This window comes from uncultured Oceanisphaera sp., from assembly GCF_947495715.1.
Taxonomy (GTDB): domain Bacteria; phylum Pseudomonadota; class Gammaproteobacteria; order Enterobacterales; family Aeromonadaceae; genus Oceanimonas; species Oceanimonas sediminis.
In genome coordinates this window covers 54957-70787 of the sequence record NZ_CANLZU010000005.1, presented here as the reverse complement: position 1 = coordinate 70787, position 15831 = coordinate 54957, and the positions used below count along the sequence as shown (strand labels likewise).

Below are 15831 nucleotides of genomic sequence, written 5' to 3'. Positions count from 1 at the left end.
AAACGTTGTTGAAAACGTTGTTAAAAACGTTACATAAATTGTTCACAAAAAAACGAGTGTACCCGGGCATAAGATATCCCAAAGTCGTCATTCAAAACAACTTGACCTCCGTTAGTTCACACTCACTCTTAGCGCCGACGCGATGGCAAAAGGCGCCAGGGTCATGCTGCCCACCAGCATGGCCGCCAGAATCGCCAGCTGACCATCATAGGGCACGCCCAGACTGGCCGCCTCTATGGCCGAGGTGGCAAAAATAAGCACCGGAATATACAGCGGCAGGGTCAGCAGGCTCAACAGCACGCCTCCCTTGCCGATGCCTACTGTGAGTGCCACGCCAATGGCGCCGAGCAGACTCAGGATTGGCGTGCCCAGCAACAGGGTCAGAAACACCGCCTGAAAGCCCACCATGTCCAGGCTGAGCAATACCGCCACCAGGGGCGACAGCAGCAACAGCGGCAAACCGGTCAGCAACCAGTGCGCCATGACCTTGGCCAGCACCAGTACCCCTAAAGGACAGGGCATCAGCATTAATTGTTCCAGGGTGCCGTCAATAAAGTCGTCCCGGAACAAGCGCTCCAGCGCCAGCAGCGACGACAACAGCGCCGCCACCCACACGATACCGGGGGCGATACGCGCCAGCAGGGTCGGCTCCGGGCCTATGCCCAGGGGAAACAGGGTAATGACGATCACGAAAAACCACAGCGGGTTGAGAATATCGGCGCGCCGACGCAGGGCCGACACCAGCTCGCGGCGCAGTACCCCGGTAAACATGGAGATCATGCCGGCTCCTCCTGATAAGGGGTCAGCTGCAGAATGCGTGCCCGGTCGGCACAAAGGGATAAATCCTGATGAGTGGTGATCAATGCCATGCCGCCGGCGTCGGTGTGATCCAGCAGTAGCTGTTCCAGCACCCTGACGCCGTGTTTGTCGATGGCGGTGAAGGGCTCATCGAGGATCCACAGCCGTGGGCCACCCAGCCACAGCCGGGCCAGTGCCACCCGCCGTTTCTGGCCGGCAGACAGCTGACCGGCGGCCTGATCTTCCAGCCCCGCCAGGCCCACCATCGCCAGTACGTCCCACAAACTGGCGGTGCTGTCGGCGTGGTGCATGCGGCGGAAAAAGGCCAGATTCTCGAAGGCGGTCAGTTCGTGTTTGATGCCGGCCTGATGGCCGAGATAGAGCAGGTCCTGATGATAGTCGTCTCTGTGCTGCTCTATGTTCTCGCCCTGCCAGAGTACCTCGCCGCCGTAAGGCCGCGACAGGCCGGCCAGCAAGCGCAGCAGACTGGTTTTACCGACCCCGTTGGGGCCGGCTATCTGCACCAGCTCACCGGGCGCCACCTTCAGGGATAACTCGCTGAACAAGGTGCGCTCTTCACGGACACAGGTCAAGGCTCTGGCTTCAAGCATAATCGTTGATAATTCAAACCATTAAAATGGGCGCCAGTCTAACACACGGCGCCCGTAATGGCCTCAGTTTCACCCGGTGAAGGACAAAATCGCGTGATTTATTGCGCTGAAGCAAGGTTGCCACAGACGAAACGGCGAGCGACGTTTCCGCTTTTACTGTTTACGATGCAGGGAAAGCAGCAGCTCGGCTTCGGCCCTCGGCATGTCGCACTCGGCCATGATTTCGTCGATATCGGCCCCCAGTTGCACCATGCGGGTAGCCCGGCTGTAGAGCTTGCCCTGGGGATCTTTCAGCGCCAGCTCCTGCTGCTGCTCGCTTAACTGCCCCAGTTGACGGTGCAACTCGGTTACCTTGTCACCAAGACCGATATTGGCCGCCTGCAGCTCTTCTATCTGCTTGCGATAGCTGTCCCGAGTACGGGTCAGCTCACGCATCAAGCGGCTCATGGCCTCCAGCTTGCGCTGACTCTGACGCCACATCGACCAGGCCACAAACAGCGCGACCATGCCCAGCATCAGCGCCAACAGCGCCAGTATAAACGCCGGTTGCAACCACATTACAGCTGGCCCAGCTCGTCCCACTCGTCGTCGGACAACAGCTTGTCCAGATCCACCAGAATCAACAGCTCCTCTTCCCGGTTGCACACGCCCTGAATAAACTTGGCGCTTTCATTGGTGCCGACATTGGGGGCGGTTTCGATTTCGGACGACTTGAGATACACCACCTCGGCCACGCTGTCGACCAGGATACCGATGACCTGTTTTTCCGCTTCTATGATCACGATGCGGCTGTTGTCGGTAAGCTCCGCAGGATGCAGGCCGAAGCGCAGCCGGGTATCGAGCACCGTCACTACGTTACCGCGCAGGTTGACGATGCCCAGCACATAATTCGGGGCACCCGGTACCGGCGCTATGTCGCTATAACGCAACACTTCCTGCACCTGCATCACATTGATGCCGTAGGTCTCGTTATCGAGACGGAACGTGACCCACTGCAATACTTCACCCTCGGCCAGATTTTCAGCTACATTGCGATGACTGTTCATAGATTACCCTTATGCCTGCTCAGACTTGTTGTCCGTCGATATTCTTACCCTGCTCCAGCAGCCCAATCAAGGCATCCACATGTAGCAGGGCGCACATTTTTTCTTTTACCATGCCCGCCAGCCAGGGCCGCGAGCCCGGTGTGGCGCGCCATTTTACCTGATCCCGCGTCAGCAGGGCCGTGCCTTTCAACTGATGGCAACCCAGCCCCCAGTTGCTTTCCCCCAGCGTCACCAGATACTGGTATTGTTCCTGTGCCTGGTGGCCGGGCATGGCCCAGCGTGCGGTATCCACCACATAAAGCTGGCGTTCCCGCTCGGTCAGCACACCGGCAAACCAGTTCGGCTTGCCGAACAGGCTGGTCAGCTTGGTCATCTGATAGATGCCCCCCAGATGGGTCAGCGGTACCGCAAAGGTCATGCCCGCCACCTCGAAAAACAAGGCCTGAAAGCTGCTTTCGGTATCCATGTTACGCCATTCGGCGGCGGCCGGTGTCGCGGCGGCAACGGGCACCGGCTCGGGCTCAACGGCCGCTACCGGTGTCGGTTCAACCATGGTCGGTTCGGGAATGGTCGGTTCGGGAATGGCCGGTGTCGGCTCGACCCTGGCCTCCGTCATTATTGCCGGTTCGGGCGCCACAGGAGCAGTCGGCTCGGGTTCAGACACAATGGTTTCCGCCGGCGGCAGACTTTCTTCTTCTTTCAGCTCGGCCACCCGGGCCAGCAGGGCTTCCAGCCCCAAACGCCGTTCCTCTTCGGCCGGGTCGGCAAACACTAAAGGAGCTTCGGCCGGCGCTGGCGAGGGCGCTTGCTGCCACTCAGGCTCCTCTCGGGACGGACTTTCTTCCAGCAGGGCGCCGAAATAATCGTCGAGGGCGTCGGTGTGTCGTTGATTCATAATGCCGTCTCCACGCCATCGAGCTGCCACAGGTAGCGCAGCAGGGTCTGATAGGCATAGACCCCCCGGCTGCCCCTGGCGAAATAAGAAGGCGGTTCGTGGCGCAGGCTGGCATCGCGAAACTTGGTGTCTACCGGAATCACCGCCGGCCAGAGCCGCTCGCCATACTGTTGTTTCAGGCTCTCCAGACTCTGTACCGAAGCCCGGGTGCGCTGATCGTACATGGTGGGCACCACCGTATAGTTGAAGCCGTCTTTTCTGGCTCTGTGCATCAGCTTGAAGGTGCCGACCATCCGCTCCAGCCCCTTGATGGCCAGAAACTCGGTCTGCACCGGCACCAGAATGCGATCACAGGCGGCCAGCGCATTGACCATCATGACCCCCAGCACCGGCGGGCAGTCGATAATCACCACGTCAAAATCATGCTGCAGCTCGGCCAGCAGGCGCTTCAGCACCAGCCCCATGCCTTCACGGCTGCTGGAGGTACGCTCCAGCGTCGCCAGAGAGATCGACGCCGGCAACAGCGTCAGACCATCGAAATCGGTTTTCAGCGCCACCTGTTCAAACAGGGCTCGGGTCGGTCGTTCGGCCTGAAACAGATCGAACAGGGTGTGCGGCAAGGTATCCATATCATAATTGAAATAGGAGGTAAGGGAGCCGTGTGGATCGGTGTCGATCAGCAGCACCCGCTTGTTGCGCTGCGCCAGCAAACCGGCGAGCGCCACGACTGTGGTGGTTTTACCGACCCCGCCTTTCTGATTTGCTACTGTCCAGACAATCACCGGTTAGCCCCGTCTTCTGTTGATGTACCGATTCGTATGCCACCGCCGGGCAGTTCATACTCCCGCAGCGCCTGGCTCTGCTCCGTGTTCAGCGGCCGTGACGGCAAGGCGGCTCTGGGTTGCCAGCGCTGTGCGGAAATGGCAATTTCAACCCGCCGGTTGAGTGCCCGCCCCCGCTCGCCCAGACGCTGCTCCCGGGGATGAAATTCGCCAAAGGCCTCCAGCGCCAGGCGCGGGGCGGCAATCCCCCGCTTCAGCAACCACTCCAGCACCACCCGTGCCCGCTCGGCAGAGAGCTGCCAGTTGGAAGCATAAAGCTCGTTGCTGACCGGCAGATTGTCGGCATAGCCCCGCACCCGAATAAAGTGGTCAACCGGTACCAGCACCGGCAGCAGGGTGCTCAGCACCGGCTCGCCGTTGCCCCCCAGCAAGGCGCTGCCGCTGGCGAACAACAGCTTGCCGTCAAAACTCAGGGTCAGCCAGTCGCCGTCGTTTTCCAGTTCGACCCGCCGTTGTTCGATCAGCGGTGCCAGCTGCAGCGCCAGCTCGGCTTGCAGCCGTTCCAGGCCGGTCGTTTGCAACGGCGCATCGGTGCCGATGGCGGCAGACTCGGCGTCAATCGTCGTGCCGTTCATCGCCGTCGTGGCGGGCAAGGCATCGCCACTCAGACGCACCAGCGCCTGCTGCATGCCATCCAGCATGGGTTGCTGCAGCTCGGTCTTGCCAGCATGAATGGCATACAGCACCACAAACAACGCAAACACCAGCGTCATGTAGTCCGCATAAGACACCAGCCAGCGATCCAGTCCGGCGCTGTCGGGCCCCGACACCAGAGAACGGCGCCTCATTGACGCTGCCCCTGATACTGGGCCAGTTGTCGACTGACCGACAGGCTGCCGTCGCCGCGAGCGATGGCCAGCAGGCCGATGGCGGTCAGCTCACGATAACGCAGTTCAAGCCGGTAGATGGCCCGCAGCCGGTTGGCCAGCGGTAACAGCAACAGGTTGGCTAGCCCCACGCCGTACAGGGTGGCCACAAAGGCCACCGCTATGCCTCGGCCCAGCTCCCCCGGATCATCCAGGTTCGACATCGCCTGAATCAGCCCCAGCACGGCACCAATAATGCCGATGGTCGGGCTGTAGCCGCCCATGGCTTCATACACCCGGGCTTCCAGCTCTTTCTGCTCTTCCAGCCGATCCAGTTCATTATCCAGCAGCCGTTCCAGCGCCGCCGGCTCGGTGCCGTCCACCAGCCATTGCAATCCCTGACGGGTAAAGCGGTCCAGTTCATGCGACTCGGTTTTGGACTCGAGGGCCAGAAAGCCGCCGTGCCGGGCTTCGTGCGACCAGTGCAGCAACCGCGAGGCCTGTTCATGAAAAGGCCAGGACTGGCGAGCGAACAGCACCTTCAGCGCCTTGAGTGCCGCCTTGCACTGGGGCCAGGGCGTTTGCAGCATCACCGCCCCCAGGGTCCCGCCACAGACGATCAGCAGGGCGGGGCCGTCCAGCAGCCCCCACAGGCTGCCCCCATGCCACCACTGGGCCAGGGTGATGCAAACCAGCGCCAACAGCAGCCCGGCCAATGCCATATCAGCCGCCGATCTCGTTATTGATGGCATCGCCGATCAGCGACAAGGGCAAGGATTCGGTGGCAATACCGGCCTTGGCCACCGCCTGGGGCATACCGTAGACCACGCAGCTTTCTTCGTCCTGGGCCCAGATGCTGGCCCCCTGCTCTTTCAGCAGCCGGGCGCCTTCGCGACCGTCTGCCCCCATGCCGGTCAGCACCACCGCCAGCACATTGCCGCCATAGGTTTTGGCGGCCGACGCGAAGGTGATGTCGACACAGGGCTTGTAATTGACCTTGTCATTGCCGTCGATCACACGCAACCGGGCGTTACCGGCGCGGCCTTCAAACAGCATCTGCTTGCCGCCGGGAGCCAGGTAGGCATGGCCCGGGCGCAATTGATCGCCGTCTTCTGCTTCCTTGACCCGGATCTGGCACAGACCGTCGAGTCGGGCGGCAAAGGCGCTGGTAAAGGTACCGGGCATATGCTGGATAAGCACGATGGGATGGGGAAAGTTGGCCGGGAGCCGGGTCAACACCTTCTGCAGGGCAACCGGGCCACCGGTGGAGGTGCCGATGGCCAGCAGTTGATAATGCTTGCCACTGCGACGAGGCAGGCTGCGGCGCTCGACAACCGGCTCGGCCACCACCGGAGTGGCAGCGGCAAAACCGCGGCCGGCAGGAGTGCTGGCCAGCGTAGGTCGAACCCGCGCCGCCGCACTGGCAGCCCCGATCGTCGAGGACCGAGACACAGGCGCAGCAACGGCGCGACGACGGGAAATGGCCTTGACCCTCTGCTGCAGCAGCAGAATCGCTTCTTCCTTGCTGCGGGCGATGTCTTCGAAACGCTTGGGCAGAAAGTCCATGGCGCCGGCGTCCAGCGCATCCAGCGTGGCCCGGGCACCGTCGTGGGTCAGCGAAGAAAACATCAGCACCGGCGTGGGCGTCGCCTTCATGATGGCGCGCACCGCAGAAATACCGTCCATCACCGGCATTTCGATGTCCATGGTGATCACGTCGGGGCGCAGCAAGCGGGCCTTTTCCACCGCCTCCTGGCCATTGGCGGCGGTATCCACCACGGTTAACAAGGGATCCCGATTCAGGATCTCGCTGACACGACGCCGAAAAAAACTGGAATCATCAACCACTAACACCCGTATAGCCATTATTATCCTCTCACTCCCTTTTATTATCAGGCGTAACGCCGGGCATAGGCTTTGATCAAACCGGCCAGATCCAGGATCAGCGCGATGCCGCCATCGCTGGTAATGGTGGCGCCGGCCATGCCGGGCGTACCGTGCAACAGCTGGTCGAGCGGCTTGATCACCACTTCTTCCTGGCCGATAAGGCCATCGACCACAAAACCGACCTGCTGGTTACCCACCACCACTATCACCACATGCCCCTGGGTTTTACGCGGCTGACGCTCACCCTTGAGCAGCCAGTCCTGCAGGTAGAACAGCGGAATGGCGTGATTGCGCACCACTATGGTCAGCTGGCCATCCACCGAGCTGGTGCGGGTCAGGTCGAGATGGAAGATTTCGTTGACGTTGGTCAACGGCAGCGCAAAGGTCTGCTTGCCCACCAGCACCATCAGGGTCGGCAGTATTGCCAGGGTCAGCGGCACCTTGATCTGCAGCCGGGTACCCTTGCCTTTCTCCGAGTCGATCACGATGGAGCCATTGACCGAGTTGATACCGGTCTTGACCACATCCATGCCCACGCCGCGGCCGGAGACGTCGGTAATTTCCTGCTTGGTGGAAAAACCGGGGGCGAAAATCAGGTTATAGGCCTCGCCGTCGCTCATGCGGGCGGCGCCATCCGCATCGAGAATGCCCCGCTTCATGGCGATGCCCTTGAGCTTTTCCGGATCCATACCGGCACCGTCATCTTCGATACCGAGCAGAATGTGATCCCCTTCCTGCGAAGCCGTCAGCCGAATAACGCCGGCTCGCGCTTTGCCGGCTGCTTCCCGCTCTGCCGGCATTTCGATGCCGTGATCACAGGAGTTACGCACCAGGTGAACCAGGGGATCGGCCAGCGCCTCAACCAGGTTTTTATCGAGGTCGGTGTCTTCCCCGACCATTTCCAGGTTGATTTCCTTGCCCATGTTGCGGGCCATATCACGCACCACACGCGGAAAGCGGCCGAAGACCTTCTTGATCGGCTGCATCCGGGTTTTCATCACGGCGCCCTGCAGATCACCGGTGACCGCATCCAGGTTGGCGACCGTCTTGGAAATGTCTTCATCGTCATGATTGGCATCGAGGCTGAGCAGGCGATTACGCACCAACACCAGCTCGCCCACCATGTTCATGATGTTATCGAGGATCCTGGTATCCACCCGTACCGAGGTATCCGGTGGCGCGTTATGATGCGCCGGCGCCTTGGCGGCGGCCTTGTCGGCGCTCGGCGCCGCAGGTGCAGATGCCGTCACGGCCGCCGGTGCTTGTTGAGCCGGGGCAGCCTGCGCCGGAGTACTAACGGCCTCCTCTGCCGCAATCGACGGACCCTTGCCGGCGCCATGCAACTGATCCAGCAGCGCCTCGAACTCGAGATCGTCTATCTCGTCACCACCGTCATCCGTGCTCTGGCTGGCCGATGGCGATGAGGCGGCAGAGGCGGGCACACCGCTGTGCTTGCCGGCGCCGTGCAACTGATCCAGCAGCGCTTCGAATTCATCGTCGCTGATGTCGTCGCCGTCACTGGCGGCACTATTGTCGGCCGAGGCGCCTGACGCCGGTTCGGATACGCTGTCGGCCGACGTATCGGGCGCAAGCTGGTCCAGCATCTGACGATAGTCGGCTTCGCCGAGGTCGGCGATGGTGGCATCAGCCGCCGCCGTGGCAACCGGAGCGACGTCCGCCTCATCTTCACTGGCCGGCCGGCAATAGCGCTTGAGTTCTTCCAGCAATTGCGGATCGGCGGGGGTCGGCTCCTGCCGGTTCTGGATTTCGGCAAACATGTTGTTCACCGTATCCAGCGCCCGCAGTATCACGTCCATCAGCTCGGAGGTAACGTGACGCTGGCCCGTGCGCAGAATATCGAACACGTTTTCGGCTTTGTGGCAGGTGTCCACCAGAGCAGTCAACGACAGAAAACCGGCACCACCCTTGACGGTATGAAAACCGCGAAAAATCGCATTCAGCAAGTCTTTATCGTCCGGCTGGCGCTCCAGTGTCACCAACTGCTCCGACAATTGCTCCAGAATTTCCGATGCTTCCACCAGAAAGTCCTGCAGAATATCCTCGTCTACCTCAAAGCCCATGCTCTCTCCTTAGAATCCCAGACTGGACAACAGATCGTCTACGCCGTCCTGATCCGAGACCACATCATTACGATGCTCTTTATTGATGATCGGACCTTCGGCTTCAATGGCCGAGACTGGTGCGTTCGCCGGCATCGGCTGAGCGTCTTCCATACCCGGTAAACGACCAAAGACCGACAGAATGGCCACCAGCTTGGCTTCCACTTCCTGCACCAGGTTGATCACCCGGCGAATCATCTGCCCGGTTAAATCCTGATAATCCTGCGCCATCAGGATTTCGGTCAGCAACTGCCTTAGCTGATTGGCATCCTGCTCGGAGCTCTGCAGAAAATCGTCGAGCTGATAGCACAGCTCCTTGAACCTGTTAAGATCCAATTGGCACTGCATTAACTCACGCCAGCCCGGCATTATCTGCTGGATACGATCGCCGAGTCGGTCGGCAATGGGCAGACTGGCTTCCACCGCATCCATGGTACGGTTGGCCGCCTTGTCGGTCATGTCGATGACGTAGCTCAACCGCTCCCTGGCATCGGGAATTTCATTTTCTGCCAGCTCGGGCAGACGTGGATCGTTGCGAAACTCCTGCAACGCATCATGCAGCTGCCGGGTCAGTTGTCCGACCTGTTCGACCAGGTCTTTCGCCTGCGGCATGCAGACATCGGTAAGATAACGGTCGGCGCCGTCCTGATCCCCCCGCTCCAGCATGGCTACCAGTATGCGAGCCTGCTCCAGACTGATGGTTCCTTTCTGTAATGCCATTGCTCTGCCTTTTTATCCGATTCGCTCGAAAACCTTCTCGAGTTTTTCCTTGAGAGTGCCGGCGGTAAAAGGCTTGACCACGTAGCCGTTCACGCCGGCCTGAGCGGCGGTGATAATCTGCTCGCGCTTGGCTTCCGCCGTGACCATCAATACCGGCAGATGCTTGAGCTTGTCGTCGGCTCGAATGGCGCGTAACAAGTCGATACCCTGCATGCCGGGCATGTTCCAGTCGGTGACCACAAAATCGAAGCCGCCTCCCTTGAGCATGGGCAAGGCGGTGGTGCCGTCGTCGGCCTCGTGAGTATTATTGAATCCGAGATCCCGCAGCAGGTTTTTAATAATCCTGCGCATGGTGGAAAAATCATCCACGATGAGGATTTTCATGTTCTTGTCCAAGCATTTCCTCCTATCAGCCGAGTCTGCGGCCGCTGATCACGACAAGTATCTTAACTATATCGACCCGGTATACCTTAACTTAAATCGTATATTGCGCTATTGGCACACTAAAATATGCCAAATCCTTGATTTCGATTGTTTAATAAACACAACACTGTCAGTTATAAGCCTTAAGCTGAAAGCTGAAAGCTGAAAGCTGAAAGCTCACAAGCACCACACCGATTCTCCAACTGCAACAGTCTGACTTACCGCTTATGGCTTATGGCTTTATTTCACTCTTTCCATTCTTTCAGCCTGGCGCGCAAACGGTGCATGGCCTGGCTGTGGATCTGGCTGATTCGGGATTCGCTCACTTCGAGTATCTGACCTATCTCTTTCAGGTTCAGCTCCTCGTCGTAATATAAAGACAGCACCAGGGCCTCGCGCTCGGGCAGTGTCTTGATATGGCGCGACAGGGCGCCGAGAAAACGTTGTCTGGCCATGTCTTCAAACGGACTGGCCACATGAGAGCTTTCCTCCGCATGATGGTCGACACCGGTTTCAAATTCGTCCATTTCCAGGATTTTGCCGTTGCTGGTATCGCGCAGCATGGCGTAATAGCTGTCCAGGCTCACGCCCAGCTCTTCGGCCACTTCCCGGTCGTTGGCATTGCGTCCTTCCCGACGCTGTACCGCGGCCACGGCATCGGCTATCTGCCGGCTGTGTTTGTGTACCGAGCGCGGCACCCAGTCACCACGGCGAATTTCATCCAGCATGGCGCCGCGAATGCGAATGCCGGCAAAGGTCTCGAAGCTGGCGCCCTTGCCGGCATCGAAGTTGCGGGCGGCTTCCAGCAACCCGACCATGCCCGACTGGATGAGATCGTCCAGCAGCACGCTGTCCGGCAATCGCGCCAGCAGGTGATGGGCGATGCGACGCACCAGTCCCGCATGACGCTCTACCAGCTGGTTACCCTGCTGTCTGGCATAGACCAGCGCCTTATTCCCCCCGAACATCTAACTCGACCGCCGGAGGGTTCAACAATTTTTCGATAAAGAACTGCAGGTGGCCACCGGCCCGCTGGGGTGCCGGCCAGCTCAGTGCCTTGCCGGCCAGCTGCTTGATCGCCATGGCCGATGGTGAGGTGGGATATTGATTGACCACCAGGGTCTGACGACGTACCGCCAGCCGCAGATTGCCGTCGAACGGCACACAGGCCACCAGTTCCAGCGCCGCATCCAGAAAGCGATCGGTCACCCGGGTCAACTTGGTAAACAGTTCCTGACCTTCGCGCTGGCTGCGCACCATGTTGGCCACGATTTTGAAACGGAACACGCCGTAATCCCGGGACAAAATCTTGATCAGGGCGTAGGCATCGGTGATCGAGGTGGGTTCGTCGCACACCACCACTATCACCTCTTGCGCGGCGCGGGAGAAACTGAGCACCATGTCGGAGATACCGGCGGCGGTATCCACCAGCAGAATATCAATCGGGGTCTGCATTTCGCTGAAGGCGCGGATCAGGCTCACGTGCTCCAGCGGCGACAATTCGGTCATCGACTGGTTGCCGGACGTGGCCGGTATGATCTTGACGCCCTGCGGCCCTTCCACCAGCACCTCGTCCAGGGTGCACTCCCCGCGCAACACGTGGGACAGATTGCGCGTGACTCGGATGCCCAGCAAGACATCGACGTTGGCCAGCCCCAGATCCGCATCCAGCACCATGACTCTCTTGCCCTGCGCCGCCATGGCCGACGCCATGTTGAGGGTAATGTTGGTTTTGCCCACACCGCCCTTGCCGCCGGTCACCGAAATAACCTGTACTCTGCTTGTTTTTTGCATAAGCCGCAGTCCACTCGCCTGGTCCTGAAACCAATTATTCATAAAAACGCGCATCCTCTTCGTCGAACTCGGAGGACTCCCAGTAGTGAGGCTCTTCCCGACGTTGCTCCATGGTTCCCAATGCCTGCCTGACCAGCTCCAGGCCGTCCGCCAGGCGCAAATCTTCCGGCACCCGCTGCCCGTCGGTGATATAGCTGATGGGCAGACTGTTCTGAATACTGATATCCAGTACGTCACCCAGTGACAGACTTTCGTCCAGCTTGGTCAGAATGCAGCCGGCCAGGGGAATGCGACGAAAATGATCCACCGCTTCCTGCAATACCCGGCGCTGGGCCGTGGCCGGCAGCACCAGATAGTTACGAATCTTGATTTGTTTATCGCCCACCAGGGTATCGAGCTGTTCGTTCAATCGCAGATCCCGCTGGCCCATACCGGCGGTGTCAATCAACACCAACCGCCGATGACGCAGCTGATAGAGTGCCTGAGCCAGTTCCTGATAGGTACGCGCCTGCTTGACCACCACGCCCATGATGCGACCGTAGGTCTGCAGTTGTTCATGCGCACCAATCCGGTAGTGGTCGGTGGTAATCAAGGCGATTTGGTCGGCGCCATAGCGGGACGCAAAGCGGGCGGCCAGCTTGGCGATGGTGGTGGTTTTACCGACCCCGGTGGGGCCCAGCAGGGCGACGGCGCCGCCCTGGCGCAGAATTTCGTCTTCACCGGTCATCAACTGCTGACACAGCGCGGTTTCAATCTGGCTCCAGGCTTCATGCGGTGCGGCCGTGTCGTGCACCATCATCGCCAGCTGGTCGGAAAAAACATCGCTGAATCCCAGGCCGTTCAGGTGTTTGATCAGCATGGCGCGGACCGGCTCGCGCCGTTCCACCTCCTGCCACATCAATCCCGACACCTGATGTTCGAGCAAGCGTCGAATACTGGCAATTTCCTGACGCATGGCATTCAACTCTTTGTCTTTGGCCCCTTCCCTGCGCTTGTGCTCGCGGCTGTCGTGCAACTGGGGCTGAGCCTGGGGCTCTTTCGTCCCCATTCGCGGCTCCTGACGCGGCGCTTTGCCCGCTTCCGGGGTCAGCGCCGGCTCCTTCCAGCTGGACTGCTCGGCCAGAGTCTGGGGAGAGGCTTCACTGCGCCCCCGCATCAACAGCGATTGCAGGGTTTCCGACTGCTGCTTTGCATCCAGCGGAGAAATAAATTGACGGGCCTGCGACGAAATTCTGACATTGTCATCCCGCAGCGGCCGCTGCACGGGGGTGACCGGCGTGTCGTCGTCGTCCACCGCCGCCACTATTTCGATACCGCCGGACACTTTTTTATTGGACATGATCACCGCGTCCGCGCCGAGCACGTCCTTCACCTCGGCCAGGGCGGCTCTCATGTCTTTGGCAAAAAATCGTTTTATCTTCATTTAAACTACCACCCTGCTACTGCTGGCCAACAGACGCCACGATGCGGATTTGACGGTCATCAGGTACTTCCTGATAGGACAAGACCCGCAGACTGGGAATCGTGTGTTTTACAAAGCGCGCCAAGGTGGTGCGCAACATGCCGGAGGTCAGCAAAATCGCCGCCTGCCCTTCCATTTCCTGATTGGCCGCCGCCTGCGCCAGCGATTGCTGCATGCGCTCGGCCAGGCCGGGCTCGATGCCGCTGCCCTGCGCACCGCCGGCCTGCAAAGAGTTCTGCAATATCTGTTCCAGTTCTGGCGCCAATGTGATGACCGGCAGCTCGCGCTCGGTGCCCGCTATCTCCTGCACCATGAAACGGCGCAGGGCAATACGACAGGCGGCGGTCAGCACTTCCGGATCCTGGCTCTTGGTGGAGTACTCGGTCAGGGTCTGCAGAATGGTGCGCATGTCACGAATGGTCACCCCTTCATGCAGCAGGCTCTGCAACACCTTGGTCACCAACGCCAGACTCATGGTGTTGGGTACCAGCCCTTCCACCAGCTTGGGCTGACTGCGACCGATTTGATCCACCAGGTTCTGCACTTCTTCATGGCCCAGCAAGACGGCGGCATGGTTGGTCAGCAGCTGACTGAGGTGCGTGGCCACCACGGTAGCGGCATCCACCACCGTGTAACCCAGGCTCTGGGCCTGTTCGATCTGGTCTTTGGTAATCCAGGTGGCCTCCAGATCGAAGGCGGGATCCCGGGTGTCGATCCCCTGCACCGGCCCGAAGACCTGCCCGGGGTTGATGGCCAGTTCACGATCCGGATAAATGTCGGCCGCGCCGGAGCTCACCCCCATCAGGGTGATCTGATACTGATTGGGGCCCAGTTCCAGGTTGTCGCGAATATGCACGGCGGGGATCAGAAAGCCCAGCTCCTGGGAGAGCTTCTTGCGCACCCCCTTGATGCGGCTCAGCAATTCGCCGCCCTGAGATTGATCGACCAGGCTTATCAGCCGGTACCCCACTTCCAGGCCTATGGTGTCGACCTGCGCCACGTCGTCCCAGCTCAGCTCCTTCACCTCGGTACTTGGCACCGTCGGCGACTGCTCCTGCTCTACCGCAAGCTGTGCATCACGAGCATTGCGTTTGATGGTCCACCAGGCCGCAAAGGCTGCCAGTCCCCCCAGCAGCAGAAAGGCGAAGTGAGGCATGCCCGGCACCAGACCCATGGTGATCAGAATGCCGGCGGCAATGGCCAGCGACTTGGGGTTGTCGAACAGTTGCCCCAGCATCGCCTGGCCCATGTCTTCACGGGTATTCTGGCGCGTCACGATAATGGCGGCGGCAATCGACAGCAGCAGCGAGGGAATCTGCGCCACCAGACCGTCACCTATGGTCAGCAGGGTATAGATTTCGGCCGCTTCGCCGAACGGCAGCCCGTGCTGGGCCATGCCGATGATGAAACCACCGATGATATTGATAAACAGGATCATGATGCCGGCGATGGCATCGCCCTTGACGAACTTGGAGGCACCGTCCATGGAGCCGTAGAAGTCGGCTTCACGGGTCACTTCGTCCCGGCGCAGCCGTGCCTCGTCCTGATTGATCAGGCCCGCATTCAAATCCGCATCGATGGCCATCTGCTTGCCGGGCATGGCGTCCAGGGTAAAACGGGCACTCACTTCCGAGATACGGCCGGCCCCCTTGGTGACCACCGCGAAGTTGATGATCATCAGGATCAGAAACACGATAAGACCGACCGCATAGTTGCCGCCGATCACCACGGAGCCGAAGGCCTCAATCACGTTACCGGCCGCATTGCCGCCCTCGTGCCCTTCCAGCAGTACCACCCGGGTCGAGGCCACGTTCAGCGCCAGCCGCAACAGGGTGGCGACCAGCAGCACGGTAGGAAAGGCGGCAAAGTCCAGCGGCCGCTGGCTGTATACCGCCACCAGCAGGATCACCAATGCCAGGGAAATATTGAACGAGAACAGCACATCCAGCAGCAGGGCGGGAATGGGCAGCACCACCATGCCCAGTGCCGCCAGCACCAGCAGCGGGGTGCCCAGTCCTTTACTGAACCAGGAGGACCAGGGTCCGATTTGTGAAAGCGTGTCCTTGAATGCCATTGCCACTGCTGTGTAGACGAGAATTGATGCGGCTTAATATGCAATAAGCAGGCCATTTTCAGCTGTAAGCTTTAAGCGTTCAGCTATAAGCAGCCCTCCCCTTGCGTTGCACTCCGCAGTCATGCTGTCAAAACCGAGGTTAAGGGGAGGGAGCAAAACGGCGCTTGGATTTGGAATTTTCGCCGAACGGCTCCTCCCCCTTGGCAGCGGGACCACTGGCATAACGGCGGATTTGCGCCAGGGGGAGGCTGGGAGGGGGTGTCACTTCGACAGCGGTACCGAGCCTGCGGAATATGTGAATATTCTGCAGCAACCCCTCCCCAGCCCTCCCCTTGCGTTGCACTCCGCCGTCA

Annotated in this window: 16 protein-coding genes; all 16 read right to left on the bottom strand. The window is 60.0% G+C overall.

The annotated features are described in order from the left end of the window. Positions 1 to 111 precede the first annotated feature (111 nt). The 16 genes from ccmB to flhA all read right to left on the bottom strand — a co-directional run bounded on the left by ccmB (position 112) and on the right by flhA (position 15478). Positions 112 to 780 carry a heme exporter protein CcmB gene (ccmB, locus tag Q0753_RS04565; protein ID WP_298717921.1) on the bottom strand — a complete coding sequence of 223 codons (669 nt, stop codon included), beginning with the start codon at positions 778 to 780 and terminating at the stop codon, positions 112 to 114. Continuing rightward, positions 777 to 1412: a cytochrome c biogenesis heme-transporting ATPase CcmA gene (ccmA, locus tag Q0753_RS04560; RefSeq protein WP_344965063.1), complete on the bottom strand. Its 636-nt coding sequence runs from the start codon at positions 1410 to 1412 to the stop codon at positions 777 to 779. Before ccmA ends, ccmB begins: the two co-directional genes overlap by 4 nt. A 150-nt stretch (positions 1413 to 1562) precedes the next feature. Then, positions 1563 to 1967, bottom strand: a complete 405-nt coding sequence (locus Q0753_RS04555) for a DUF2802 domain-containing protein (RefSeq protein ID WP_298717915.1) — start codon at positions 1965 to 1967, stop codon at positions 1563 to 1565. After that, positions 1967 to 2455, bottom strand: a complete 489-nt coding sequence (locus Q0753_RS04550) for a chemotaxis protein CheW (protein WP_298717912.1) — start codon at positions 2453 to 2455, stop codon at positions 1967 to 1969. Before Q0753_RS04550 ends, Q0753_RS04555 begins: the two co-directional genes overlap by 1 nt. Positions 2456 to 2474: 19 nt before the next feature. Continuing rightward, on the bottom strand, positions 2475 to 3350 hold the full coding sequence (locus Q0753_RS04545) for a chemotaxis protein CheW (RefSeq protein WP_298717909.1): 876 nt from the start codon (positions 3348 to 3350) through the stop codon (positions 2475 to 2477). Continuing rightward, positions 3347 to 4132: a ParA family protein gene (locus Q0753_RS04540; RefSeq protein WP_298717906.1), complete on the bottom strand. Its 786-nt coding sequence runs from the start codon at positions 4130 to 4132 to the stop codon at positions 3347 to 3349. The genes Q0753_RS04545 and Q0753_RS04540 overlap by 4 nt, the downstream gene beginning before the upstream one ends. Further along, a complete protein-coding gene (locus tag Q0753_RS04535) occupies positions 4129 to 4980 on the bottom strand; it encodes a flagellar motor protein MotB (RefSeq protein WP_298717903.1) in 852 nt (283 codons plus the stop codon). Before Q0753_RS04535 ends, Q0753_RS04540 begins: the two co-directional genes overlap by 4 nt. Further along, entirely contained in the window at positions 4977 to 5720 is a 744-nt protein-coding gene (locus Q0753_RS04530) for a flagellar motor protein (RefSeq protein ID WP_298717900.1), read from the bottom strand. Before Q0753_RS04530 ends, Q0753_RS04535 begins: the two co-directional genes overlap by 4 nt. A 1-nt stretch (position 5721) precedes the next feature. Next, positions 5722 to 6864 carry a chemotaxis response regulator protein-glutamate methylesterase gene (locus Q0753_RS04525; RefSeq protein WP_298717896.1) on the bottom strand — a complete coding sequence of 381 codons (1143 nt, stop codon included), beginning with the start codon at positions 6862 to 6864 and terminating at the stop codon, positions 5722 to 5724. A 26-nt stretch (positions 6865 to 6890) separates the two neighbouring features. Beyond that, positions 6891 to 8966, bottom strand: coding sequence for a chemotaxis protein CheA (locus tag Q0753_RS04520; protein WP_298717893.1), 2076 nt, complete (start codon positions 8964 to 8966; stop codon positions 6891 to 6893). Positions 8967 to 8975: 9 nt separating this feature from the next. After that, positions 8976 to 9725, bottom strand: coding sequence for a protein phosphatase CheZ (locus tag Q0753_RS04515; protein ID WP_298717890.1), 750 nt, complete (start codon positions 9723 to 9725; stop codon positions 8976 to 8978). 12 nt (positions 9726 to 9737) lie between these two features. Continuing rightward, complete coding sequence (gene cheY, locus Q0753_RS04510; protein ID WP_298717887.1) at positions 9738 to 10121, bottom strand: chemotaxis response regulator CheY; 384 nt, start codon at positions 10119 to 10121, stop codon at positions 9738 to 9740. A gap of 272 nt (positions 10122 to 10393) precedes the next feature. Next, entirely contained in the window at positions 10394 to 11116 is a 723-nt protein-coding gene (locus tag Q0753_RS04505; protein ID WP_298717884.1) for an RNA polymerase sigma factor FliA, read from the bottom strand. Continuing rightward, positions 11100 to 11984 (bottom strand): MinD/ParA family protein, encoded by an 885-nt coding sequence (locus tag Q0753_RS04500; RefSeq protein WP_298717881.1) that lies wholly within the window; start codon positions 11982 to 11984, stop codon positions 11100 to 11102. The genes Q0753_RS04505 and Q0753_RS04500 overlap by 17 nt, the downstream gene beginning before the upstream one ends. Beyond that, positions 11977 to 13365 (bottom strand): flagellar biosynthesis protein FlhF, encoded by a 1389-nt coding sequence (flhF, locus tag Q0753_RS04495; protein ID WP_298717878.1) that lies wholly within the window; start codon positions 13363 to 13365, stop codon positions 11977 to 11979. Before flhF ends, Q0753_RS04500 begins: the two co-directional genes overlap by 8 nt. A 16-nt stretch (positions 13366 to 13381) precedes the next feature. Next, positions 13382 to 15478 carry a flagellar biosynthesis protein FlhA gene (gene flhA / locus Q0753_RS04490; RefSeq protein WP_298717875.1) on the bottom strand — a complete coding sequence of 699 codons (2097 nt, stop codon included), beginning with the start codon at positions 15476 to 15478 and terminating at the stop codon, positions 13382 to 13384. Between the last annotated feature and the right edge of the window lie 353 nt (positions 15479 to 15831).